This is a genomic window from Anabaena azotica SJ-1 (assembly GCF_047275885.1).
GTDB lineage: Bacteria > Cyanobacteriota > Cyanobacteriia > Cyanobacteriales > Nostocaceae > Trichormus_B > Trichormus_B azotica_A.
Genome location: NZ_CP178454.1, coordinates 4,810,348 through 4,834,384, shown reverse-complemented (window position 1 = coordinate 4,834,384; position 24,037 = coordinate 4,810,348). Strand labels below are relative to the sequence as shown.

At 37.8% G+C, this 24,037-nt stretch carries 25 protein-coding genes; 10 read left to right on the top strand and 15 right to left on the bottom strand.

What is annotated here, in order from left to right; genetic code table 11:
• Nucleotides 1–783 (bottom strand): sulfite exporter TauE/SafE family protein, encoded by a 783-nt coding sequence (locus ACLLO5_RS20985; protein WP_413172431.1) that lies wholly within the window; start codon nt 781–783, stop codon nt 1–3.
• A 38-nt stretch (nt 784–821) separates the two neighbouring features.
• Here ACLLO5_RS20985 and ACLLO5_RS20980 point away from each other — a divergent pair, with 38 nt between their 5' ends.
• The 5 genes from ACLLO5_RS20980 to ACLLO5_RS20960 all read left to right on the top strand — a co-directional run bounded on the left by ACLLO5_RS20980 (nt 822) and on the right by ACLLO5_RS20960 (nt 5,933).
• On the top strand, nt 822–1,820 hold the full coding sequence (locus ACLLO5_RS20980) for an aldo/keto reductase (RefSeq protein WP_413172430.1): 999 nt from the start codon (nt 822–824) through the stop codon (nt 1,818–1,820).
• A gap of 134 nt (nt 1,821–1,954) precedes the next feature.
• Nucleotides 1,955–3,790 (top strand): ABC transporter ATP-binding protein, encoded by a 1,836-nt coding sequence (locus tag ACLLO5_RS20975; protein ID WP_413172429.1) that lies wholly within the window; start codon nt 1,955–1,957, stop codon nt 3,788–3,790.
• Nucleotides 3,791–3,969: 179 nt separating this feature from the next.
• Nucleotides 3,970–4,512, top strand: a complete 543-nt coding sequence (locus ACLLO5_RS20970; protein ID WP_413172428.1) for a DUF2808 domain-containing protein — start codon at nt 3,970–3,972, stop codon at nt 4,510–4,512.
• A 15-nt stretch (nt 4,513–4,527) separates the two neighbouring features.
• A complete protein-coding gene (locus ACLLO5_RS20965; RefSeq protein ID WP_413172427.1) occupies nt 4,528–5,523 on the top strand; it encodes an isopenicillin N synthase family dioxygenase in 996 nt (331 codons plus the stop codon).
• A 23-nt stretch (nt 5,524–5,546) separates the two neighbouring features.
• Complete coding sequence (locus ACLLO5_RS20960; RefSeq protein WP_413172426.1) at nt 5,547–5,933, top strand: tautomerase family protein; 387 nt, start codon at nt 5,547–5,549, stop codon at nt 5,931–5,933.
• 26 nt (nt 5,934–5,959) lie between these two features.
• Here the strand turns inward: ACLLO5_RS20960 and ACLLO5_RS20955 are convergent, their stop codons facing one another.
• The 11 genes from ACLLO5_RS20955 to ACLLO5_RS20905 form a co-directional block, all read right to left on the bottom strand.
• On the bottom strand, nt 5,960–6,724 hold the full coding sequence (locus tag ACLLO5_RS20955) for a DUF4058 family protein (protein WP_413172425.1): 765 nt from the start codon (nt 6,722–6,724) through the stop codon (nt 5,960–5,962).
• Between the two features lie 45 nt (nt 6,725–6,769).
• Nucleotides 6,770–7,303, bottom strand: coding sequence for a dual specificity protein phosphatase family protein (locus ACLLO5_RS20950; protein ID WP_413172424.1), 534 nt, complete (start codon nt 7,301–7,303; stop codon nt 6,770–6,772).
• A gap of 255 nt (nt 7,304–7,558) precedes the next feature.
• Nucleotides 7,559–8,539: a HEAT repeat domain-containing protein gene (locus ACLLO5_RS20945; protein WP_413172423.1), complete on the bottom strand. Its 981-nt coding sequence runs from the start codon at nt 8,537–8,539 to the stop codon at nt 7,559–7,561.
• Between the two features lie 10 nt (nt 8,540–8,549).
• Nucleotides 8,550–8,777: a ferredoxin family protein gene (locus tag ACLLO5_RS20940; protein ID WP_027401230.1), complete on the bottom strand. Its 228-nt coding sequence runs from the start codon at nt 8,775–8,777 to the stop codon at nt 8,550–8,552.
• Nucleotides 8,778–8,806: 29 nt separating this feature from the next.
• Nucleotides 8,807–9,217: a VOC family protein gene (locus tag ACLLO5_RS20935; protein WP_413172422.1), complete on the bottom strand. Its 411-nt coding sequence runs from the start codon at nt 9,215–9,217 to the stop codon at nt 8,807–8,809.
• 13 nt (nt 9,218–9,230) lie between these two features.
• A complete protein-coding gene (locus ACLLO5_RS20930) occupies nt 9,231–9,671 on the bottom strand; it encodes a GNAT family N-acetyltransferase (protein ID WP_413172421.1) in 441 nt (146 codons plus the stop codon).
• A 137-nt stretch (nt 9,672–9,808) separates the two neighbouring features.
• The gene (metX, locus tag ACLLO5_RS20925; protein WP_413172420.1) at nt 9,809–10,864 is read right to left on the bottom strand and encodes a homoserine O-acetyltransferase MetX; all 1,056 of its coding nucleotides are present in this window, start codon (nt 10,862–10,864) and stop codon (nt 9,809–9,811) included.
• 130 nt (nt 10,865–10,994) lie between these two features.
• Nucleotides 10,995–12,302 (bottom strand): O-acetylhomoserine aminocarboxypropyltransferase/cysteine synthase family protein, encoded by a 1,308-nt coding sequence (locus ACLLO5_RS20920; RefSeq protein WP_413172419.1) that lies wholly within the window; start codon nt 12,300–12,302, stop codon nt 10,995–10,997.
• A gap of 158 nt (nt 12,303–12,460) precedes the next feature.
• Nucleotides 12,461–13,291: a dienelactone hydrolase family protein gene (locus tag ACLLO5_RS20915; RefSeq protein ID WP_413176149.1), complete on the bottom strand. Its 831-nt coding sequence runs from the start codon at nt 13,289–13,291 to the stop codon at nt 12,461–12,463.
• A gap of 193 nt (nt 13,292–13,484) precedes the next feature.
• Nucleotides 13,485–15,200, bottom strand: coding sequence for a fumarate reductase/succinate dehydrogenase flavoprotein subunit (locus ACLLO5_RS20910; protein WP_413172418.1), 1,716 nt, complete (start codon nt 15,198–15,200; stop codon nt 13,485–13,487).
• A gap of 205 nt (nt 15,201–15,405) precedes the next feature.
• A complete protein-coding gene (locus ACLLO5_RS20905) occupies nt 15,406–16,506 on the bottom strand; it encodes a sulfonate ABC transporter substrate-binding protein (protein ID WP_413172417.1) in 1,101 nt (366 codons plus the stop codon).
• 203 nt (nt 16,507–16,709) lie between these two features.
• Here ACLLO5_RS20905 and ACLLO5_RS20900 point away from each other — a divergent pair, with 203 nt between their 5' ends.
• From ACLLO5_RS20900 to ACLLO5_RS20885, 4 genes are all read left to right on the top strand, one after another.
• Nucleotides 16,710–17,780, top strand: coding sequence for a P-loop NTPase (locus tag ACLLO5_RS20900; RefSeq protein WP_413172416.1), 1,071 nt, complete (start codon nt 16,710–16,712; stop codon nt 17,778–17,780).
• A gap of 75 nt (nt 17,781–17,855) precedes the next feature.
• Nucleotides 17,856–18,605, top strand: a complete 750-nt coding sequence (locus ACLLO5_RS20895; RefSeq protein WP_413172415.1) for an SDR family NAD(P)-dependent oxidoreductase — start codon at nt 17,856–17,858, stop codon at nt 18,603–18,605.
• 34 nt (nt 18,606–18,639) lie between these two features.
• On the top strand, nt 18,640–19,947 hold the full coding sequence (locus ACLLO5_RS20890) for an MFS transporter (protein WP_413172414.1): 1,308 nt from the start codon (nt 18,640–18,642) through the stop codon (nt 19,945–19,947).
• A gap of 299 nt (nt 19,948–20,246) precedes the next feature.
• Nucleotides 20,247–20,582 carry a hypothetical protein gene (locus ACLLO5_RS20885; RefSeq protein WP_413172413.1) on the top strand — a complete coding sequence of 112 codons (336 nt, stop codon included), beginning with the start codon at nt 20,247–20,249 and terminating at the stop codon, nt 20,580–20,582.
• Nucleotides 20,583–20,611: 29 nt separating this feature from the next.
• Here the strand turns inward: ACLLO5_RS20885 and ACLLO5_RS20880 are convergent, their stop codons facing one another.
• A complete protein-coding gene (locus ACLLO5_RS20880; RefSeq protein WP_413171541.1) occupies nt 20,612–21,634 on the bottom strand; it encodes an IS4 family transposase in 1,023 nt (340 codons plus the stop codon).
• 45 nt (nt 21,635–21,679) lie between these two features.
• On the opposite strand from ACLLO5_RS20880, the gene ACLLO5_RS20875 reads away from it, so the two are divergent.
• Nucleotides 21,680–22,480: an aliphatic sulfonate ABC transporter substrate-binding protein gene (locus ACLLO5_RS20875; protein WP_413172412.1), complete on the top strand. Its 801-nt coding sequence runs from the start codon at nt 21,680–21,682 to the stop codon at nt 22,478–22,480.
• Nucleotides 22,481–22,671: 191 nt separating this feature from the next.
• On the opposite strand, the gene ACLLO5_RS20870 is transcribed toward ACLLO5_RS20875, so the two are convergent.
• Together ACLLO5_RS20870 and ACLLO5_RS20865 are read right to left on the bottom strand one after the other, a co-directional pair.
• Entirely contained in the window at nt 22,672–23,619 is a 948-nt protein-coding gene (locus tag ACLLO5_RS20870; protein WP_413176148.1) for a D-2-hydroxyacid dehydrogenase, read from the bottom strand.
• A gap of 29 nt (nt 23,620–23,648) precedes the next feature.
• A complete protein-coding gene (locus ACLLO5_RS20865; protein ID WP_413172411.1) occupies nt 23,649–23,978 on the bottom strand; it encodes a 4Fe-4S binding protein in 330 nt (109 codons plus the stop codon).
• Nucleotides 23,979–24,037: the final 59 nt, after the last annotated feature.

Below are 24,037 nucleotides of genomic sequence, written 5' to 3'. Positions count from 1 at the left end.
CTAATGCTTATGTTTTGCTAACTTCAACGCCGACAACAAGAGGATGATCCCCAAAATTACATATAGGGAAGAACTTGCTATATAGCTCAAAAGATTACTACCAATAAATGCTCCCAATATTGAACCAAAAGCCATAAAAATAATGAATCTTTGCTCTGACTTCACTTCTTTCAATTTTTGCTGACTTCTATATTTATATAGACCCATGATGATTGTGGGAATGCTGATCGCCAGACTCAAACTTCCTGCTAATTTAATGTCAATTGCAAACACCATAATAATTGTTGGGATAATCAATTCACCACCTGCGACACCAAGCATACTGCTGAATATCCCAATCACAATTCCTGCTACAAAACCGATAACAATTCTGAGTAAATTGGGAATTTGCCAACTTGGAATACTGAAAATAAAATTATGTCCAATTAATATAAAACCGAGAAAAAATAGAAAAGATACAACAACTCGATTTAAAGTTTTTTCGTTGATTTTGGTGGCATAGTTAACCCCAATATAAGAACCAATCAGAGATCCTGCCAGAATATTAATGATTACTGTCAGGTTCGCAAAAATATTCTCAAGACCAACAACGCCACTTCTGAAAATGAATGAAAAAGATACAGTGACAAGGCTCACAATCAGATTAATAATGATTGCCTGTAGGGTTCGATAGTTAAAAATGCTAACTAAAACTGGTAAACGAAATTCTGCACCACCCAAACCGATTAATCCACCAAGAATTCCAACCAAAGCACCCCAAATAAACGCCCAAATATTTCGCATTAAATTCTCCACATCTACGAAAACATACGAAAGATTTTATGACATTACCAACAACTAAACTTGGTCAAACCGGACTAACTGTTTCCCGACTCGTTCTCGGTACAATGACCTTTGGACTACAAACCGATGAAGAAACTTCTATAAAAATCCTCGATACCGCAGCCGACGCTGGAATCAACTTTCTGGATACAGCCGATGTTTATCCTCTTGGTGGTGGTTTACCTACTGCTGGACGAACAGAGGAAATTATTGGTCGTTGGTTAAAAGGTAAACGAGAACATTTTATTGTTGCTACTAAAGCCGTCGGTAAAGTTGGTGCTGCACCTTGGGATCAGGGATCTTCACGCAAACATATCTTAGATGCCATTGATGCTTCCCTCAGACGACTGGGAACTGATTATGTTGACCTGTATCAATTGCATTCTGATGATGCTTCAACTCCTCTTGATGAAACCCTAGAAGCACTCGATACAATAGTTCGGGCTGGTAAAGTCCGCTATATCGGGGTTTCCAATTTCTTAGCTTACAGACTTGCCCGCGCTTTAGGTCGTGCGGATGTGCGTCATCTGACTCGTTTCGTCTCCATTCAACCCCGTTATAATCTCTTATTCCGGGAAATTGAACGGGAATTATTACCCTTAGCACAAGAAGAAGGACTGGCTGTAATTCCCTACAATCCTTTAGCGGGGGGACTGCTGACAGGTAAACATAAATTTGCTGAAGGTCCAACATCAGGGACTCGTTTTACCTTGGGGACTGCCGCAGAACGGTATCAAGAAAGATATTGGCGCGATCGCGAGTTCAATACTGTGGAAGAATTACGCACAGTGGCAGATTTGGCGGGATTATCTCTCACAACCCTATCATTGGCTTGGGTTCTGGCTAATCCGATTATTACAGCCCCCATCATTGGTGCTAGTCGTCCAGAACAACTTCTAGACAGTCTCAAGGCTGTAGAAGTCAAACTTGACGACAATTTGAAACAAAAACTAGACGATATCACCGCCGAATATCGCCGGGGAGATTCTCTGCGTTAAAAGAATTTTGGATGATAGACATAGAAGTGAAAAAGAATGTAGAGACGTTCCATGGAACGTCTCTACTATGGTTTGTGGAAAACGCATTATTTAATTTCTAGAAATGTCTATTTTTATTTTTTACAGCAGCTAAAATGATGAAAAAGGTCAGACTTTCCAAATCTTTTCAACGCGCTCCTAATGCGCCAAATTTGCCAGATACTCCTTTCCAATTTATTTGTTATTTCGTTAATCAGTTCCGCTGGTGGTATGTGTTAATGGTATCTCTAGAAATCATACACGCCACCTGTGGGATTATGTTGCCCTATGCGATTGGTGAGATGATCCGCAGCGTGACACGCTCCACAGGAGACAGCAAACTCATTTTTGATAGCTTGAGACAACCTCTAATCCTGTTCACATCTTTGAGTATAGGTGAAGTGGTATTTGGGCGATCGGCTGGACTGTTGCAAACTATTCTCCATCCCGTTCATAGACAGCATATTGTTCGGTCTTTATATGCTTACTTACAGCAACATTCCCATCGCTATCTGAGCAGTAGTTTTGCTGGAGCATTAGCCCATCGCATTGCGGAAACTTCCCTGGGTGTCACCCAAACAATGCAAATGATGATTACTGAATTTATGCCAGTAATTATCGTCTATATCGTCTCTACGGTGTTACTATATCGTGCCTATCCTCCCTTAGCTGCATTTGTGGGAATTTGGGCAGTTTTATTCCTCAGTATTTCCTTCTGGTTGGCGACTCGTTGCCGAATTTATGCCCGGAAAGCCGCAGCCGCTAGAAGTGAAACCACTGGCATTATTGTAGATTCGGTGACAAATCTCACCAGTAGCCGATTATTTGCCCGTTTGGGTTTTGAACGACGCTATTTGAATGACCAATTAAAGCGTGAACTCAAAGAGGTGAGAAAGTCTAATTGGTATTCTGAACGAATTCGCTGGTTTCAGTTTATCTCAGCAGCAATTTTGAAAATCGGTACTCTATATTACTCGCTTTCTCTGTGGAGTCAGGGAAAGATTGCTGCGGCTGATTTCGTTGTTGCCACTAGTTTGTCACTTTTAATCATTAGTGAAGCCCGCAATTTAAGTAAACGGTTTCTAGAATTTTTTGAACATATCGGTAATGTAGCTAATGGTGTTCAGACTATTGTTCAACCCCATGAAATTATTGATCGGGACAATGCCATAAATCACGCCATCACTAAAGGTAGCATTGAGTTTCGCCAGGTGCATTTCAGTTACTCATTAGAGAAGACTGTATTTACTAATCTCTCTGTCACTATTCAACCAGGAGAGCGCGTCGGATTGGTGGGTTTTTCTGGTTCTGGGAAATCTACTTTTGTTAATCTAATTTTGCGTTTATTTGACCCCCAATCAGGACAAATATTAATTGATGGGGTGGATATCAAAGATATGACTCAGGAAGCCCTACATTCGCAAATTAGTTTGATTCCTCAAGATCCCTCTTTGTTCCACCGCACTTTGTTGGAAAATATTCTCTATGGACGTTTAGAAGCATCACAGGCGGAATTGATAGAAGCATCACGGAAAGCCTATGCTGACGATTTTATTGCCCAAATGACGGAGGGTTATGATTCTTTGGTGGGTGAACGTGGTGTTAAACTTTCTGGGGGACAAAGACAAAGGATTGCGATCGCACGAGTTATCCTCAAAAATGCACCTATCCTAATCTTAGATGAAGCCACTTCTAGCCTTGATTCCATTACCGAAAAAGCAATTCAAGATACCCTAGATGCAGCAATGAACGGAAAAACTGTCATTGTGGTAGCTCATCGTTTATCTACTATCGCTCATTTAGACCGCATTTTGGTGTTTGATCATGGTCGCATTATTGAAGATGGTACTCACTCTCAATTATTGGCTAAGGGTGGTGCTTATTACAGATTATGGCAAATGCAAGCTGGTGGATTTTTACCAGTATTAGCCAGTAAAGAGACAGGGTTTTAAGCCAAGAATTAGGTTACTTTAATTCAAATTTTTTCCTTCTGCCTCCTGCCTTCTGCCTCGCCCGATAGCGCAGCGTGGCGTTAGCCATAGGGCTGTTAATTATTAGTGACTTCCAATTGCTAAACTGGAAGAGTGTAATGCAATAGAAAAACCAATTGAAAATATCAAATCCTAAAAACATGAACAGCTTTAAAACTTTATGTAAAACTCTAGCTATTAGTACAGGAATTTTTTTGTTATCTGTGCCTACTACCTACGGGATAACACCAAAACCGTTGTTAACTGCCAAAACAACTTACAATCAAACAGGTTCGTGGGACGCAAATTACTATTTTACAATCAAATTACCAACATCTCTGGCTAATTGGCAACTGCAACAGGTTGTTTTAACACAAATAGAAGGTGTAGAAAATATTGAATTCAATCAGAAAAACAGTTTTGCTTTCATAGAAGCAAATGGACAAAAAGAAAAGCTAGGTATTACCCTAACCAAGAATTCAACTCAACCACAAACTGTGATTGCTACTTTTGATCAACCAGTTTCTGCAAATCAAACAATTACTATTGCTTTAAAACCTTTTTATAATCCCACCAGCGAAGGTATTTATCTATTTCGAGTTCGTGTTATTTCCTCTAGTGAAAACCCAAATAATTTAGTTGTGGGAACTGCTCGGTTGCAATTTTACAATAATTTTGATGATCACCTATTTTATCAATGGTAAGGTGTTCAATTCTGTATGAAAAAATTACAAGTTCCCCTAATAGATATTAGTGCTTTAGTCTCTGGAAATGAACAGCAGCAAATAGTTGCATTTCAAATTAATCAAGCTTGCCAAGAATATGGATTTTTCTATATCACTGGACATGGTGTAGACGAAGATTTGCAACTACGCTTAGAACAACTTAGCCGAGAGTTTTTTACTCAAAATTTAGCCACGAAAATGGAAATTCAGATGGCTTTAGCTGGTAAAGCATGGCGGGGATATTTTCCAGTTGGGGGTGAACTGACATCAGGTAAACCTGATTTAAAAGAAGGTATTTATTTTGGTACTGAATTGGCAGAAAATCACCCTTTAGTTAAAGCTAGTACACCAATGCACGGTGCTAATTTATTTCCATCTAATATTCCCCTATTCCGTGAGACGGTTTTGGAGTATATGGACGCTATGACGCAACTTGGACATCATCTCATGGCGGGAATTTCCCTCAGTTTGGGACTAGAAGCATCATACTTTGCTGACCGTTACACCGCAAATCCTTTGACATTATTTCGGATTTTCAATTATCCCCCTGATTTGGCAGCATCAGATAATGAACCAAGATGGGGTGTGGGTGAACATACAGATTATGGAATTTTGACAATTCTCAAGCAGGATAACTCAGGTGGGTTACAAGTAAAATCTAGCTCAGGTTGGATTGATGCGCCACCTATTCCTGGTTCGTTTGTTTGCAATATTGGCGATATGCTAGAACTCATGACGGGAGGTTTATATAAGTCTACACCCCACAGAGTCAAAAATATTTCTGCCAAGAATCGCCTTTCTTTTCCGTTCTTTTTTGATCCTAATTTTGATATTGAGGTGAAACCAATTAAATTGGGTGAAGTGTTAAATATGGATAAAGAAGAACGCTGGGATAAAGCTAATGTTCATGATTTTCGTGGTACTTATGGTCATTATGTGCTGAGTAAGGTGTTTAAGGTTTTCCCAGAATTACGAAGGATAGTTTTGTAGGGATATTGGAAAAAGGAAGATGTATGACCCAGGTCAAGGTTTATGGAATCAGGGATTATCTAAACCCTATTAAACAGCAACTTTCAGATGCTATTCATGGCTGTGTTATGGAGGCATTACAATATCCAGCAGATAAGCGATTTCATCGCTTTTTTCCCTTAGATAAATCTGACTTTTATTATCCATCAGGACGTAGTGATAAGTATACTATTATTGAGTTTACTATGTTTGAAGGGCGGAGTATGGAAGCAAAAAAACAGTTAATCCGTTTGCTATTTGAACGGTTACAACCACTGGGTATTTCTTCGCAAGATTTAGAGATTACGATTTTTGAGACACCTAAACATAATTGGGGTTTTCGAGGACTACCAGGAGATGAACATGAATTAAATTATAAAGTTGATGTTTAATAAATATGCCAGTTAACTTTTATTTCTTAACTACTCTCCAAAATCTCCCTTATCCAAGCTTCTTGTTCAGAAGATAAAGTAGGTTTTAAAACTTGTGAATAATCAATTGCTAAGTCAAATCTAGCCCGTTCATAGATTTCATTAATTAACCTCTGCAAATCAATCACAGGTTCAACTTCTCCTGAACGCAAAGGAACAGGAAAACTAGGAATAGGGTCTTGTAAATTAAAACCGTAAAGGTCTGCATCTGGTCGTTGATGACTACGACTTACTAAAATGTGATAATCGCTTTTAGTTGCTCCTAAAATTGGTAAAGATTCACCTAATCTCAATAAATCAATTTCCACTAAATTAGTTGCAGATGCCAAAATTTTCTGTCGTTTGTTTTCGTAAACAGTTCTACCTTCCTTAGAGCGTTTATTTTTGGGAGAAAGTATTTCAATTACAGTCACTACTTCCCGACTTTGTGTGGCTTTCACTTCCAAAAATCGCTCAATTACCTCTTCATACATGGGAACTTTAACTTTACTAGGTTCTGCCAGTTTTGTAGTAGTTAAAGTTGTCCCAGTTTCTATATTATTATTTCTTTTCGCAACAGCTACATCGGCAATTCCCACTAAGAAAATATCATCTACACTTGTATAAACTCTCTCTTCAATAGAAACCCTGTATTGAGGGGCAATTTGAGGAGTTAAATCATCAGCTATAGCGACAATCAAACGATTATGTACTTGATGCCACAATTCAGGTTGTTCTAAATACGGATTCATACCAGGAAACGGATTTTGCATTTGCACTGTCTCCAAGTTATCTATATCTTCTTTTCTAGAATTATTTTATCTCATTTGTAACACTGCTAGACGACAATTATTCAGCAACACATTCAATTCTTCTGCAACTTGAAACGGATTTTTACTTAACATTACAGCTTCATAAGGATTTCTCCCAGTTCTTCTAACAGCAGAAATTGCATCTTGGTTAGAAAATCCCCGCACACTAACTAACCAAGCCGCTAATATATGTCCAGTCCGTCCAATTCCACCAGCACAATGTACAACTACTTTTTCGTTTTGTTTATCTGCTGTAATCAAAAAAGGTAGTATTTTCTGTGTGAGTGTTTCTAAATCGGATAAATGAAAATCTTCAATTGGTGTCCAACAAACTTGTTGATTACCAAATTCTTGTCGGTATATACCTAAAAGATGAACGTAATTAGCTAGTTGTTTTTCACTAAGCAAACAGCAAACTCGCTTGATGTTTTGGGATTTCATAAACTCAATCCAATCATACACCTGATTATCAGCATATCCAGGTCGAGAAGCACCAAAAACTATTGTTTCTTGTTCCCAAGCAGCAGCAAATTTGTACATTTTTAGCGAAGTTGTAAGGGCGAAGCATTCGGGATATAAATTATCGGTTTTTGCCCAAGGCTATTTTCCGTACATATATTAAGGGCGAAGCATTCGGGATATAAATTATCGGTTTTTGCCCAAGGCTATTTTCCGTACATATATTAAGGGCGAAGTATTCGGGATATAAATTATCGGTTTTTGCCCAAGGCTATTTTCCGTACATATATTAAGGGCGAAGCATTCGGGATATAAATTATCGGTTTTTGCCCAAGGCTATTTTCCGAATGCTTCGCCCCTACTGGGTAAATTTTGAATTTTTTTAATTGCTCTTTCTGCGTAAATAGAAACCTCTCGATCAGGATCATCTAGTGCTTGTTGGAGAGCATTTAAAGCATCAGCATTATCTAAATTACCAAGTGCTATTGCCGCCTCTTTTCTAACATCAGAATATTCGTCTGTTAACGCTTTAATTAAATCAGGTAATAAATTTTCATCTGGCGTTTTTTGTAATACCTGAAGACCAAATTTTCTCACTTGCCAATGCTCATCTTTTAGCGCAATTTTTAAAGCTGGAATTGCTTCTGAATTAGCGTGAATTGCTAAAGATTTTGCAGCATTTCTTCGCACTTGCCAATCAATATCAGATATGAGAGATTGAGTTAATAATTCTACAATTTCTTGATCTGTTAAATGTCCTAAAGTTAAAGCTGCTGCACGACGGACATTATCATCAGGATCGTTTATTAATGATAAAGCAGGTGGACATATTTGCACTTGGTTTAAATAGCGCAAAGTTGTAATAGCAGCTTCTCGCAGTTCTGGATATTTGGAATCAAAGAAAGATAGCACCGCAGGTAGAGATTGAGCATCATGAATTTTCCGCAACAAAATTAGTACGTTTAGCTGAAGGTTAATATCTTCTTTATGCAGTGCATCTAGTAATAACAAAAGATGATCTGCGGTGACAAGTTCACCTAAAGCTGATAATGCTTCCGTGCGAACTTCTATATCTGGGGAAGCGAGAGTTTTGAGTAAAGCGGGTACAGCAACGGGATTAGCAATTTCCCAAAGTGCGGATACGGCAATTTTTTGGACTGCGGTGCTTTCGTCTTCGAGAGCGATAATTAAAGCGTCAACTGCTGCGTCTTCTCCGAGATGCTGTAGAGATTTTACCGCAACTAGGCGATCGCTTAACGAGTGCGACTTTAACATCTCTAACCATTGATTTAACTCAGAATCTGTATCTGTAAACATTTCTGCACCTCTACCGCAATAAAAAAGGAATTTGTACTGTAATCGCGTTGGTTGGACATTCCTTTTCACAGGGTAGACAGAACCAACATTCATCATATTTCATATAGGCTTTTCCCGTCTCTGGATTTTTTGCTAATACATCCAAAGGACAAACTTCTATACAAGCTACACATTTTTCTAAACATTTAGATTCATCTACAATTACAGGGACATCTACTCTTTGATTAATTAAAGCCATAATTTTATTACTCCATTAATTAGTAAACTTTAAACAAAAAATTCCAATCCTTCCCAAGGAGATTCTTTAGCAGTTTTGATTCTAGTTTCTAAATCAGAAGCATGAATTTCCAGTTTGTGATCATTTGGGTCAAGGAAATAAAGAGAATCACCTTCACTTTTATTATCTTGCCATATTTTTGTACCTGATTGTTGAATTCGTTGGCTAAGAATAGGAAAATCTTCAATAGAAACAGTCAGACCAATATGAGTATATTCAGGTAAAGGACTTGCTCGAACCTTCTGGTCTAAAATCAATGCTAACCAGATATCACCAGCGGAAAGATAAGCACCTTTTGTCCATTTTGCTAATAAGCGAAAATCTAGCACATTGGTATAGAACGAAATAGATTCCTCCAGATTTCTAACGGATAAAGTAATGTGGTTAATTCCAGTAATCATTTTGTAAAATCATTTATTCTTGAGATGACAATTTTTTATAAAAAGTCACCGACTGTTTGATATTCGTGTAGCCAATTTTTTCATAAAACAAGTGAGCCTCTTGACGTTTAATATTAGAACGAAGTATGACTCCCTCACAGCCAAGAATATCAGCCCATTCTTCAATATGCTGCATTAAAAGTCTACCAATCCCATTATTTCGATAATTTTTATCTACAACTAAACCGAACAGAAGTGCTTGATTGGGAATTATTATTAAATCAGAAATATGAGCGTGCGCCCAACCAATGACATATTCATTTTCTAAAGTTGCAACATAGATAATATGGGAGTTGTTATTTTGGATTTTTTCCAGTCGCTGCTCTATTTGTTCCTTGGTAGCAGAATATCCCAGTTGCTCACACAAAATAGCGATTCGTTCTGAATCTTTTATTTTAGCTTGTCTAATTGTCATATTTTCTAAAATTTGAATTTAATAAATCAATTAACGTCTTAGCAATACGAGTATCGGGAATGCGAGATGTTGAATACTGTTTACCAATGGAATCGTAAATAGGTATTTTCCCAAGGATATAAAAATCTACAATTAAATTAAATATCTTGTTGTTTTCTAAAAGCAACTACCATTTCATTTAATGCTTCCATATCAATTAAAAAAGCATCATGTCCGTGGCTTGATTTGAGCAACCCCAATTGAGCATTAGGGATTAAATCTACTAATTCTTGTTGTTCTACTGGAGGATAAAGAACGTCAGAATCAATGGAAATAACTAAAGTTGGTTGTTTGATACTTTGCAAAACAGATTGATAATCTTTTCTATTCCAACTAACATCATGACTATCCATTGCATGAGTTAATGTAAGATAAGTATTAGCATCAAAACGTTCTACTAGCTTTTGACCTTGATATTGTAAATAACTGGCTATGGCAAACTGATTAGATTCATCCTGCTCTCGTCCAAAGCGATTTGTAAAACTTTCCCAATAACGATATGTAATCATTGCCATCATTCGCGCTACTGCTAATCCTTGGACTGGTGGTGCATCATTTGTATAGTTCCCACCTTGCCAATTTGGATCAGTATAAATTGCCTGTCTTTGGGCTTCACTCAAGCCAATAGACCAAGCTGAATGTCTTCCAGGTGATGCCATTGGTGCGATCGCTCTCACCTTTTCTGGATATAATAATGCCCATTCTAAAACTTGCATCCCACCTAGCGAACCACCAATTACCAATCGCAGAGATTTAACTTCCAAGTATTCTAATAATGCAGCTTGGAGATTAACCATATCCCGAATTGTAATTTTAGGGAAAGATGCACCATAAACCTTTCCTGTATTTGGGTTAATAGAAGTTGCTCCAGTTGTACCGTAACAACTTCCCAAAATGTTGCTGCACAGAATAAAATCCTGGTCAGGATCAAAGGCTTTCCCAGAACCAAATAAATCTCCCCACCAGTCGTCAGCGTCAGCAGAACCAGTTAAAGCATGACAAATTAAGACTCCATTATCGCCGTTTGCGTTTAATTTTCCCCAGGTACGATAAGCAACCTGAACACCAATTAATACTTCACCAGATTCTAATGAAAATGGTGTTGACAACTGATAAAACTGGGTTTTTGAGGAAATGAAGTCTGAATATTTCATAAAAAAGGTGATTGGTAATTGGTATTAGACATCGACCGAATTTAAATATGCGATTTCCAGAACCCTTGTAGAGACGTTCCATGGAACGTCTCTACATCCTTTTTTGCAGATGTCTATTCTCTGTCACCTGTCACCTGTTTCCAACCTTTCTAAATGCCTGTTCAAAGTCTTCTTTAATATCATCAATATGTTCAATTCCCACGGATACCCGCACCAAATCAGGTGTCACACCAGCCGAAATTTGTTCACTATTACTTAGCTGTTGATGGGTTGTGGAAGCAGGATGAATTACCAAGGTTTTTGCATCACCAACATTTGCCAAATGACTGGCTAATTTTACATTACTAATAAAAGCTTTTCCTGCTTCTAATCCACCTTTGATACCAAAATTAAGAACTCCCCCAAATCCATGTCGAAGATATTTTTTAGCGCGTTCATGATACGGGTGATTGGGTAGTCCTGGATAATTAACCCATGCTACCTGCTCTTGCTGCTCTAACCACTGAGCTAATTCTAGGGCATTGTTGACATGGCGATCTACACGCAGGGAAAGGGTTTCTAATCCTTGCAATAACAGAAAAGCGTTAAATGGACTTAATGATGCGCCTAAATCTCGTAATCCTTCTACTCTGGCACGAATAATAAAGGCAATGTTACCAAATTGACTACCTTTGCCAAATACTTCTTGGAAATTCAATCCATGATAACCGGGGGAAGGCTCAGTAAACAAGGGAAATTTACCGTTACCCCAATCAAATTTTCCAGAATCAACTATTACACCACCAATTGATGTACCATGCCCACCAATCCACTTGGTAGCAGATTCAACGACAATATCTGCACCATGTTCAATGGGTCGTGCTAAATATCCACCTGCACCGAAGGTATTATCTACTATTAAAGGAATGCCGTTTTCGTGGGCAATGTGGGCTAAAGCAGCAAAATCAGGGATGTTGAATTGGGGATTACCAATGGTTTCAACGTACAGGGCTTTTGTGTTTTCATCAATTGCTTGACGGAAATTTTCTGGATCATCTCCTTCCACAAATTTGACATTTATCCCTAATCGTGGCAGAGAAACTTTAAATTGGTTATAAGTTCCCCCATAGAGAAAACTGGTAGAAACAATATTATCTCCTGCTTGAGCGATCGTACTGATTGCCAAAAATTGTGCTGCTTGACCGCTTGCAGTGGCTAAAGCTGCGACACCCCCTTCTAAAGCCGCAATTCTTTTTTCAAATACATCCGTTGTCGGATTCATAATCCGGGTATAAATGTTACCAAATTCCTGGAGAGCAAACAACCGCGCTCCGTGGTCAGCATCATCAAAAACGTAGGAAGTGGTTTGATATATTGGTACAGCACGGGCATTAGTTCCCGGTGCAGGTTCTTGTCCAGCATGGACTTGTAGAGTTTCAAAACGATAATTTTCTGACATGGGTAGTTAAGTGGGTTGACTTCAAGAAATAAAGTAAATATTACGTAGGGTGTGTTACGGTTATGGGAAAATTTAGGAATTTGAAAGAGTGACAATTAGCCGTAACGCACCGATAAATATGGTGCGTTAAGCCATAACGCACCCTACAATTTAAAAACTCACACTCCATACTGTTTAAACCATTTCTGGAGACGTTGCCAACCATCCTGGGCTTCAGTTTCGCGGTAGGAAGGACGATAATCAGCAAAAAAGGCGTGAGGTGCATCGGGATAAACAATAATCTCTGATTTACTGCTGCTGGATTTGAGTTTTTCTCGTATTTGTTCTACTGTGTCCACAGGAATACCTGTATCTTGACCTCCATAGAGTCCCAGCACGGGGACTTTGAGTTCTGAAGCAATATCAATGGGATGTTTGGGCTGTAGTTCGGTTGCATTGCCTACCAATCTCCCGTACCAAGCCACACCTGCTTTTACTTGGGGATTATGTGCAGAGTATAACCAAGTAATTCGACCACCCCAGCAAAAACCCGTAATTCCTAACCTATCAGGATTACCTTTTGCTGATTTCACTGCCCAATCAACGGTAGCATCTAAATCTGATAGCACTTGAGCGTCAGGGACTTTGGCAACAATTGGGCGAATTTCATCAATATTGCTTAATTTTGATACATCACCTTGACGGATGAATAGTTCGGGAGCGATCGCTAGATACCCTAATTTAGCAAAGCGTCGCACAACATCCTGAATGTGTTCATGTACACCAAATATTTCCTGAATTACCAAAACAATGGGGAAATTTTCACCTTTTTCTGGTTGCGCTCTATAAGCTGGAATTTCCCCATCTTTGACGGGAATTTTTACTGCTCCGGCAATTAATCCTTTAGTATCTGTAGAAATCACTTTGGCTAAAACAGGTTCTACTGCTAGAGCAAAACCAGTTGTTAAAGCAGCAGTAGCAATAAATTTGCGGCGTGTTATTTCTTTGATCATTTTTAATTACCTTAAAAGAAACCTAACATTATCAATTTTTTTTAGGACTTACGCAAAAAACTCTCAAACTCTTACTTCTCTGTGTCCTCTGCGTCCTCTGCGGTTAGATATTCCATGACTATTGCGTAAGTCCTGTTTTTGTTGGGTTGCGCTGTCGCTTAACCCAACTTACTTTTTCTAATTATTGTCTTCATCTAACTGCAACATTATAAACTTCTTGCTGTAAATCCACCTCTACAACATAAGGCTCAATCTGACGTTTAAACAATATCATTTCTCCTAATTCATTCTTTTTCAAATTTACATGACAGAACCACTCTTCATTATTTTTATCTGGAAAATCCAACCGATAATGATATAAACCCCAACGACTTTCCCGACGATATAAAGATGCTCTTGCTGCCATTTCTGCACAGTCACGAATAAAATGCACTTCCATACACCGCATTAATTCATGAGGATCACACGCTCCCATTTGGGCTAATGTTTCGTGATATTGAACAAAATTATTTAGTCCAATTTCCATTTTATTACCGGATTTTGGCGGTTGTAGATAATCATTAACTATTCGACGTAACTTATATTCAACTTGGGTATGAGGAATGCCATTTGGCTGATTTAATGGTGCATAAATTCTGGTTTTTTCTGCTTCTAACAAATCAGCATCTGGTTCTGAATGTTCTAAATTTTCAATATACTCAATGGCATTTTCTCCTGCTAAACGACCATAGACAAATGCACCAATCATATAATTATGAGGAACGCTGGCCATATCTCCGGCTGCATAGAGTCCAGGTACTGTGGTTTCTGCTTTTTCATTCACCCACACACCAGAAGCACTATGTCCACTACATAAACCGATTTCTGAAATATTCATTTCTACGCCATGAGTGCGGTAGTTTTCTCCTCTACCCTCATGAAATCGTCCTCTACTTGGTCGTTCATTTGCCCATAAAATCGCCTCAATTTCCGAAATTGTATCCTCATCCAAATGAGTCATTTTCATCTGAATGGGTCCTTTACCAGAGTTTAATTCTTTCCAAATCTCTAGCATCATTTGACCACTCCAATAATCACAATTAATGAAGCGGTTTCCTTCAGAATTAGCTGTATACGCACCATAAGGCCCAGCAACATAGGCACAAGCAGGGCCGTTATAATCTTTAATTAGGGGATTAATTTGAAAACATTCAATATTGCTTAATTCTGCACCTGCATGATAAGCCATTGAATAACCATCTCCCGCATTTGTAGGATTTTCATAAGTTCCATAAAGATAGCCAGATGCAGGTAAACCTAACCTTCCACAAGCACCTGTAGAAAGTATGACGGCTTTGGCTTGAATAACTACAAAATCACCACCCCGGACATCAAATCCAACTGCACCAATGGCTCTACCATCTTTTACTAATACTCTGGTTGCCATAACGCGGTTTGTAACTTTTACTTGATGGCGTTTGACTTGGCGAGTAAGAATGGTTTTTAAGTCTTTACCTTCTGGCATGGGTAAGACATATTTTCCTACTCGATGCACTTGTTTAACATCGTAATTTCCTTGAGGATATTTTTGGAATTTAACGCCCCAACTCTCTAATTCTTGAATGGTTTCGTAACCTAATTTACCCGTTTCGTAAACTGCTTTTTGGTGCAGAATGCCATCGTTAGCAATGGTGACTTCGCGGACGTATTGTTCTGGGGTAGAGTTTCCAGGGATAACAGCTGTATTGACTCCATCCATTCCCATGGCGATCGCACCACTACGGCGAATATTCGCTTTCTCTAAAATTAACACTTCAGCATCAGGATTTGACTGTTTGGCTTTAATCCCTGCCATTGTCCCCGCAGTTCCACCACCGATTACTAAAACATCGGTTTTTAGCCACTGTGTATTGATGTTTGTTACCATATCAACTCTTTCAAGAATTCAAAATTTATTTTTCTCACGCAGAGGCGCAAAGAGAGTAAAGGCAGATTTTTAGAAATACAGGGGTTTGCGCTCTTATGAGTTACATCTTAGCCCCCTCATCGCTTGCGGGGAGGGGGTTGGGGGTGGGGTTCTTGTACCTCATAACATCGGGAAGTGCTGTAATTGATAATTACCAATCACTAAATTATTTATTGCCTTGCAAAACCACTTCTTTAACCTGAATTTGTTTAGGAATCAATTTGATTTTGTAGAAAGTATCTGCAATTTCTTGCTGTTTGGTAATTACTTCATCTGTCAGAGGTAATACACCATACTCACGCCGTTTTTCTGCTGCTTCTAAAACGGCCGCATCTATACCCAATACAGGTGAGAGTAACTTAGCAACTTCAGTTGGATTATTCTTTGCCCAATCGCTGACTTTATTTACTCCATCCAAAACAGTTTTTAAACCTTCTGGATTCTTATCTACAAAAGATTTAGCTGCCAGATAATAACCTAGATTGGGAGCTAATCCAGTTGCATCTGTGAGAGTGCGTGCGCCAGTTGCTTTTTCGGCTGCGGCTAAAAATGGGTCCCAAATTGCCCAAGCATCAACATTTTTACCTTCAAATGCTACACGAGCATCAGCCGGAGGGAGAAAAGTTGGTTTGATATCGCTGTATTTTAATCCAGCTTTTTCTAGGGCTTTGATTACTAAATAGTTAGTATTTGATCCTTTGGCAAAAGCAACTTTTTTGCCTTTAAGATCAGCCACACTTTTAATAGGTGAATCTTTATGGACAATAATTGCTTCTGCTTTGGGAGTCCAAGGATCATAGGCAACATAAACAAAAGGAGTACCTGCGGCTTGAGCAAAAATTGGCGGTGCTTCCCCGGTGTAACCAAAGTCAATACTGCCAGCGTTTAAAGCTTCTAGCATCGGCGGTCCAGCGGGAAATTCAGTCCAAGTGACAGAAGCACCAGAAGTTTTTAAGGCTGTTTCTAATTCCCCTTTTGCTTTCAGTGAATAGAGGATAGTTGCTGCTTTTTGGTAGCCAATGCGAATTACTGTATTGCTATTTGTTGCACGGGAAGTTGCACTGGGACTAGCTGTTTCGGTTGTTTGTGATGTCTGAGTTGTTCCAGTATTTTCGGTTGCACTGGGAGAACAAGCAGAAATAGCTAACGTCAAGCTTAGTCCAACTGCAAACAGTAAGGAAAAGGTGCAAATTTTCTGTTTTTGGTATTTTTTGAGGAAGGTGATTCCAGCTTTCAATAGTCGAAGTGGAGGGAACTTAGTCAACATAATTACTCTACTTCTAAAGGTCAATAAGATATTCAGACTTAAGTTAATTTACAATTAAACTACACTATGTCAATCGAATTACAGTATTTTATGCTTAAAATATCACATAGAGGTAATTGAAATGCAAGCTTTTCTTTAAAAAAAGCAATTATCTTGTTAGTTAGTTATTGTTTTGGTGATTTTATATACTTGATTTCCATAAAATGCTGAAAAAATCAGATTTGAACAATAGCCTTTTGCAAGAGGATGTACAAACAGATCCTCTTAATCTCCGACAACAAGAAGTTATCCAACTCCTGAAACAGGTAAGCGAACCCACTCTAAAAAATGACATCGTTAGTTTAGGAATGGTGCGAAATCTACGGATAGTTGATCAATATGTTTATCTGCGTCTGTATATAGGTTCTCTTCAGCAGCACTTAGAAGCAGAGATAAAAAACATTTTATCATCACTAACTTGGTGCAAAAAAACTTACATCCAAATTTGTACAATTCCCAGGGTAAAAACGACGTTAGCCATATCTAGCGGTAAAGGGGGAGTTGGTAAATCCACAACCGCAGTTAATTTAGCCGCAGCTTTGAGGTTAACAGGAGCAAAAGTTGGGTTATTAGATGCTGATGTTTATGGACCAAATGTTCCCCAGATGTTGGGACTAGGAAAATCGGAAGTTGCAGTTATTGATACTGCTAATGGTCAGAAATTTTTACCCTTAGAAGCTCATGGTATCAAAGTCATGTCTGTAGGATTGTTGGCAGAACCGGATCATCCTCTAGCATGGCGTGGGCCTGTATTACACAAAATTATTACTCAATTTATACATGATGTTGAGTGGGGAGAACTGGACTATTTGTTAATAGATTTGCCTCCTGGTACTGGAGATGCTCAAATTACGATTGTGCAAGAAAGCCCGATTTGTGGGGTGATATTGGTAACAACGCCTCAAGATGTGGCTGTTGCTGATGTGCGTCGCAGTATCTATATGTTTCGCCAAGTGGGTGTTCCTGTTCTCGGTATTATCGAGAATATGAGCTTTTTTATCGGTGTAAATGGTGAAGAAACTCCGATTTTTGGTAGTGGTGGCGGTGAAAAATTGTCACATGAACTCCAAGCACCGCTTTTGGGCAAAATTCCCCTTGATCCCCGTATCTGTAATGGAGGTGATACTGGGCAGCCACTTACCCTTGCTGATTCCAGTTCAACTACAAGTCAAATATTTATACACATTGCTGCGGCATTAGAAGCTACTTTTCTTGCTTTTTCTAGTTATCTGTGAGATGCTTAATTTTAAATCTACAGTAACTTTATCAAGATACAGTATTTTGAATTAATTAATCAATGGATGTTTACTATGGTAGGTAAATTAGACGGGAAAGTGGCTATTATTACCGGGGCTTCTTCGGGAATTGGTAAAGCCACAGCGATCGCTCTAGCAGCAGAAGGAGCAAAAGTAGTAATTGCAGCCAGAAGAGTAGAGCGTTTAGAAGCAGTAGCAAAATACATTACTGATAATGGTGGACAGGCATTACCCGTTATTGCAGATATTACCGATGAAGCTCAAGCTAAAAACCTGATCCAAAAAGCCAATGCAGAATTTGGGCGCGTAGATATTCTAGTCAACAATGCAGGTATATCATTTCCAGGCAGGATTGAAAATGCAGATCCCGCAAACTGGCGAAAAATGATTGATATCAACGTTTTGGGGCTAATGTACACCACTCACAGTGTATTACCTATCTTCAAAGTGCAAAAATCAGGACATATTGTTAATATTTCATCCGTGGCTGGCCGCATCGCTCGTGCAGGAATGGCAGTCTACAATGTAACTAAATGGGGTGTAAATGCCTTTTCGGAAGCATTACGGCAGGAAGTATATCAAGATAATATTCGTGTTACCATCATCGAGCCTGGCTTAGTAGAAACAGAAATTGATCAGCATATTACCGATGTAGTAGCAAAACAGGAAATTGAAGCCAGACGTAAAGCAATTACACCATTACAAAGTGAAGATATAGCCGCAGCGATAGTTTATGCTGTTAGCCAGCCACAGCACGTAAATGTCAATGAAATCTTGATTCGCCCAACTCAGCAAGATAGGTGATAGTCAGAATTATACCGAAAAATAGGTAATATTAATGTTACAAGAAAATAGCACATCATTAAAGAAAAGTAATAAAATATTTGCTTTTCTAGAAACTTTACCTGCAATTAAATCACCCAATTTATCTTGTTTTTTGATTGGCGAAAGCCTTTCGTTTTTCGGTTCTTGGATGACACAAATTGCCTTAATATGGATGACTTATCAATTAACCAATTCAGCTATGTTAGTTGGTATCGCTGGGTTTACAAATCAAGCTATGGGTTTGGTTATTACACCATTAGTAGGAGTATTGCTAGATAGATGGAATTTAAGATATGTTTTATTAACTACTCAGATAGTATCTGTTTTTCTATCTTTTTTATTAACTTTTTTAACCGCTAGTAATCAGATTAATTTTACACATATTATTATCATTGGTATTATTCAGGGCATAGTAAAAGCTTTTGATTTACCAGCACGTCAAGTTACTATTCCCAGATTAATAGATAATAGAAGTGATACTTATAGTGCAATGGCTGTGCATTCTTTTTTAATTAATACAGCTAAATTTGTTAGTCCTATGATTGGTGGTGTTTTAATTGCTAAAAATGGAGCAGCTTCATGTTTTTTAGTAGATGCTATTAGCTATTTGCCTTTTATCTCCGCTATCTTGACTATACAAATAAAAGCAAATATTAATAATCTATCTATATCCAAATCTGTAAAAATTTGGCATAATCTCAAAGAAGGATTTATTTTTGCATATAGTTTTATACCTATTAAATCCATTTTAATATTGCAAATTACAGTTTGCTTTATGGCAATGACCTATGTAAATCTTATCCCTGTATTTGTCAAAGAAGTGCTGAAGGGTAATGCAGAAACCATGGGTTTTTTGATGACTTCTACAGCTTTTGGTTCTATATTTTCTGGTATTTATCTAATGCGGCGTAAGCAAGTAATAGGACTAGAAAAGGTTATGGCAATTTCTACTTTAGTGCTTGGAGGCTCATTAATATTATTTTCTCTCTCTACACAATTAGAAATTTGTTTGTTATTAATTTTTATTGTGGGATTAACTAATACATTGACCCTAGCCTCAATTAGTAATTTTATGCAAGTAATTCTGGTAGAAGAAGATAAAAGAGGTCGTGTAACCAGTATATTTATGACTACTTTTTTGGGAATATTACCTTTTGGAAATTTATTTTTTGGAGGATTAGCCAGTCAAATTGGTGTTGCTAATGCCTTATCATTTGGTGGTGTTTTTTGTATTTTCGGAGCTTATTTTTTTACTAGACAAATCTCCAAAATTAATACAGTGCTAAACCCCATATATGAAGAAATGGGATTGATTTCTTAGTAAGCGTATAACATATCGGATCAATGAGTAGGGGTAATTCATGAATTGTCCCTACATTGGTGATTTTTTGCATAGGTCTTGAAGCATTTAGCCGTCAGCTATTACCTGAATACTTAAACTAAATCTTGAAAAAAATAATAAATGTATTAGCAAATACTTGATTTTTAGATTTTTTGTGTAAAAGTAAGATTTATAAATACGTAATTCCGATAGGAATACTAAAGTTTTTTTTGGCTTCAACAGAATTAACAGTATCAATTTCCTTAAACTCCAAATATTAAACTCCAAATATTTCAGCCATGAAAATACCATTTTTTCCACAACGTCGCCTATTTGTAAAACAGTTTGTTCAATATTCACTACTGGGATTGTTTACTCTATCTGTACCATTAACAGGTAGTTTATTACAAACAAGCCAAGCACAGACAAAATCGGGATTTAGTGCTAAAGTTATCAACTTGGCTTATCAAACATCTGGGGATATTGTCAAAGTCAAAAAAGTCGTTGAGCCACGTTTCCAAGCCTTGGGTGTAAAGGTGAATTGGGTAGGACCATTTCCAGCCGGTCCACAACTAATAGAAGCTATGAATGCAGGCAGAAATGTTGAATGTCGTTACAAAACTTTACATATTTAAGTATAGTAGTACTATCAAGGGTGAAAATGTCAACATTTCATAATATGTTCCATCCAATGAACATAACTGATTTGTTGACACATACAAGCTTGAAGATAGCGGAATTTATCTAACATCTTTTCACCCCATTCTTTCGGAACAGAGACAAGTTGTAAAATCAGATAAGCGATGAGACTAGCATAGATTTGAATGGCAATACCATTAACATTTTTGGTAATTAATCTATCCAGTTTTAAGTGCATCTTTAAAAATTTCCATAACAGTTCAACTCCCCACCGTAAACGATAAATATCTCTGATTTCATCATCTGTAACTGCTGCCTCTCCATCGGCAGGTAAATTCGTGACTAACCGAAATTCAGTTTTCGTTTCTAAATCACAAAAATTAATTACCCTGTAAGCGGGAGCATCGGTCGATGAACCGATTTTGACTAATCCAGTTTCTGATTCAAATTCTAGTTTCCAATTATTCTTAATTCGCACTACAAAATATTTGTCTTTTTGCACTAACTCTTGCATAAAATTTAGCCCCGCAAATCCTCTATCCATTACCCCAACTGCATCTGGTGGTAAATTAGACATCATTGATGAACCGAATTTATAATCATGGTCATGACCAAAATTTATCAAATTATCTTCTGGACTGCCTGTTGACAGATTAAGGGAACTAAACAGTTTTACTTGATGATGACCTAGCACCCATAGCAACTTACTTGTCAATGTAATAATTGTTGAATCAATTGGACATATTGCATATTTATCATGTAACTTTTTGTGGACTTTATTCTGGACTAATTGATTTAATTGATGATAAATTTTCTGGAATACTTCTTGACTTCGATGAGTGTTGGCTTTGGAAAATGTGGAAATATCTACATCAAATCCTGTATTATTTAATCGTTTAAATAAATCCCGCATACTCGTTAAGCTATTATCCAGAGCATAAGCCAACCAACACTCAACAAAAAGACGGCTGTTCAAAACAGGATAATCATTTTTGGGTAGCCCTCCCAGGATATTTTTGACAATCTTGGGAAATGAGTTTATGATCATGGTTAATCAAAATATTTTAATCCTTCGCCCAAAATTTAACATATTTTGGGCTATTTTTATCAGGCTTTTATTAACATTCAACACTTCTGGAATGCAGGTAAAGTTGACATTGGGACTGTGGGAGAAACACCGCCAATATTTTCTCAAGCTGCTGGTATTACGGAAGTCATTTATATTGCCGGTCGTGTACCAAGTAGAGGATTAGGGCAAGGTATTATTGTCAGAGCCAATTCTCCTATTAAGAAATTAGCGGATATTAAGGGTAAGAAAGTTGCCTTTCAACGGGGATCAAATGCCCACTATTTATTAGCTAAAGCTTTAAAAGAAGTGGGTTTAAAGATTAGTGATGTTCAAGTTGTGGGACTAACTCCATCTGAAGCTCGTGATGCTTTTATTCAAAATAAAGTTGAAGTTTGGGTAGGTGGTGATCCCTTTTTAGCTCTTGTAGAAAAAACCATCCCTATTCGTAATCTGAGAAATGCTTCAGGGATTAATACTCTCGGCGGATTTTATCTGGGTAGACGTGAATTTATTACTAAAAATCCTGAATTAGCAAGAGTATTTTTAGAAGAAGCAGATAAGATTGGAGAATGGGCTGATAAAAATCCTAAAGAAGTTGCTAAAGCTTTTGCGCCTGAACTGAAAATAGATGAATCAGTGTTAGAAACTGTGGCACGCCGACGGACATATCGGTTAAGAAGACTGACACCTGCTATCATTGCCGAACAACAACGAGTGGCAGATTTCTATTTTGAAGAAAAAGTTATTCCCCGCAAGATCAACGTCAAAGATGCCACTCTACCTGCTCAATTAGCTGAAGCCATCACACCTAAACGGCTAAAGTAGCTTTTGAAATCTTTTTGCCAAAAATTTGAGAGATTGTTAATCATTTTTACTTATTCCCAATATATCAGGGTTAACTACTGTTGACCCTATATTTGTTGAATTTATGTTTATTGTACATCTAGTAAAAAACCGTGTAAAAAGTGCTAAGGTCAACGCAAGTTGACCTGTACTTGTTTTATATTTATGCTTATTTAATAACCAGCAATTTTATCTACCACATTGCGTAATGGTTGCCCTTGACAATAGCGTGTGAAATTTTCAAGAAATAGGGCGAGTGTTCTTTCTTTAACTCTAGGAGAATTACCAGAACAATGGGGTGTAATAAACACATTTGGTAATGTCCATAAAGGACTCTCTGCTGGCAATGGTTCAGTAAATACTGTATCTAAAGCCGCTCCAGCAATCCAACCTTGTTGTAAAGCCTGGGTAAGTGCTGATTCATCAACAATTGCTCCCCGTGCAATATTTATTAAATAAGCATTGGTACGGAATAAACGCAGGGTTTCTACATCAATCATTCCCTTAGTTTCCCAAGTTAACGGTGTGGCAATAACCACAAAATCTGCTTCTGGGAGTAGTTTTTTCCATTCGTTAGCACCGACTACTTTATCGAAATTTGGTAATGGTTTAGGATGACGAGAACTACCAAAAATTCGCATTCCAAATGCTTTAGCACGGACAGCAATTTCTTGACCAATTCCACCTGCGCCGATAATTAATAAAGTTTTATCTAGTAATTCTTGAAATTGCCACCCCCTTTGCCAGTTGTGTTCAGCTTGTAGCTTGTATAATGTTGGTAATTGCTTACTGTAAGAAAGTAAATAAGCAATCACAAATTCGGCGATGGGAATAGCATGAACCCCTGCGCCGTTAGTTAAAATCAAATCCCGTTCTAAATATTTTGGTGTCAAAATATGATTTACACCTGCATTTGGGGCATGATGCCAACGTAGGAAGGGTGCAGCGTCTAATACTCGATGTAAAGTAGTTGGTTTGAGATAAAACCAACTAAAATAAACTTCAGCATCTGTTGCATCACCATCTAAATTGCCATCACTATCTACACGGACTACAACAGTATTGTCAGGTAAATGCGGCTCAATTTCGTGAGCAATTTCTACTGGTAAAATGAGTTTCATCATTGATAACTCCGATTGTTTTTGATGTTCTATTTCATCTTTTTCAAAAGTTGATATGTTGAATCTTCTTTAGCTTTATTTGTGAGAGACTTTCCCCAACCAATATTTTTCCGATAGCTGCCTAAAAGTTCAGCTTCTTGTAATGACTGTTCGTTGATTCCTGTTAATGGTTCTACGTCTGGAGCAACATACAGGGCATCTACTGGACAGTATAATTCACACATAAAACAGGTTTGACAGTCGCTTTGTCTGGCAATTGTTGGCGGTGCATCTGGTACTTTGTCAAACACATTTGTTGGGCAGACTTTGACGCAGATGTTACATTCAATGCAACGCGATTCACTAACTAATTCAATCATAATAAAAAACCAAATTAATATTGATGTAGGTTGGGTTATACCAATTTTATGTGAGGCTG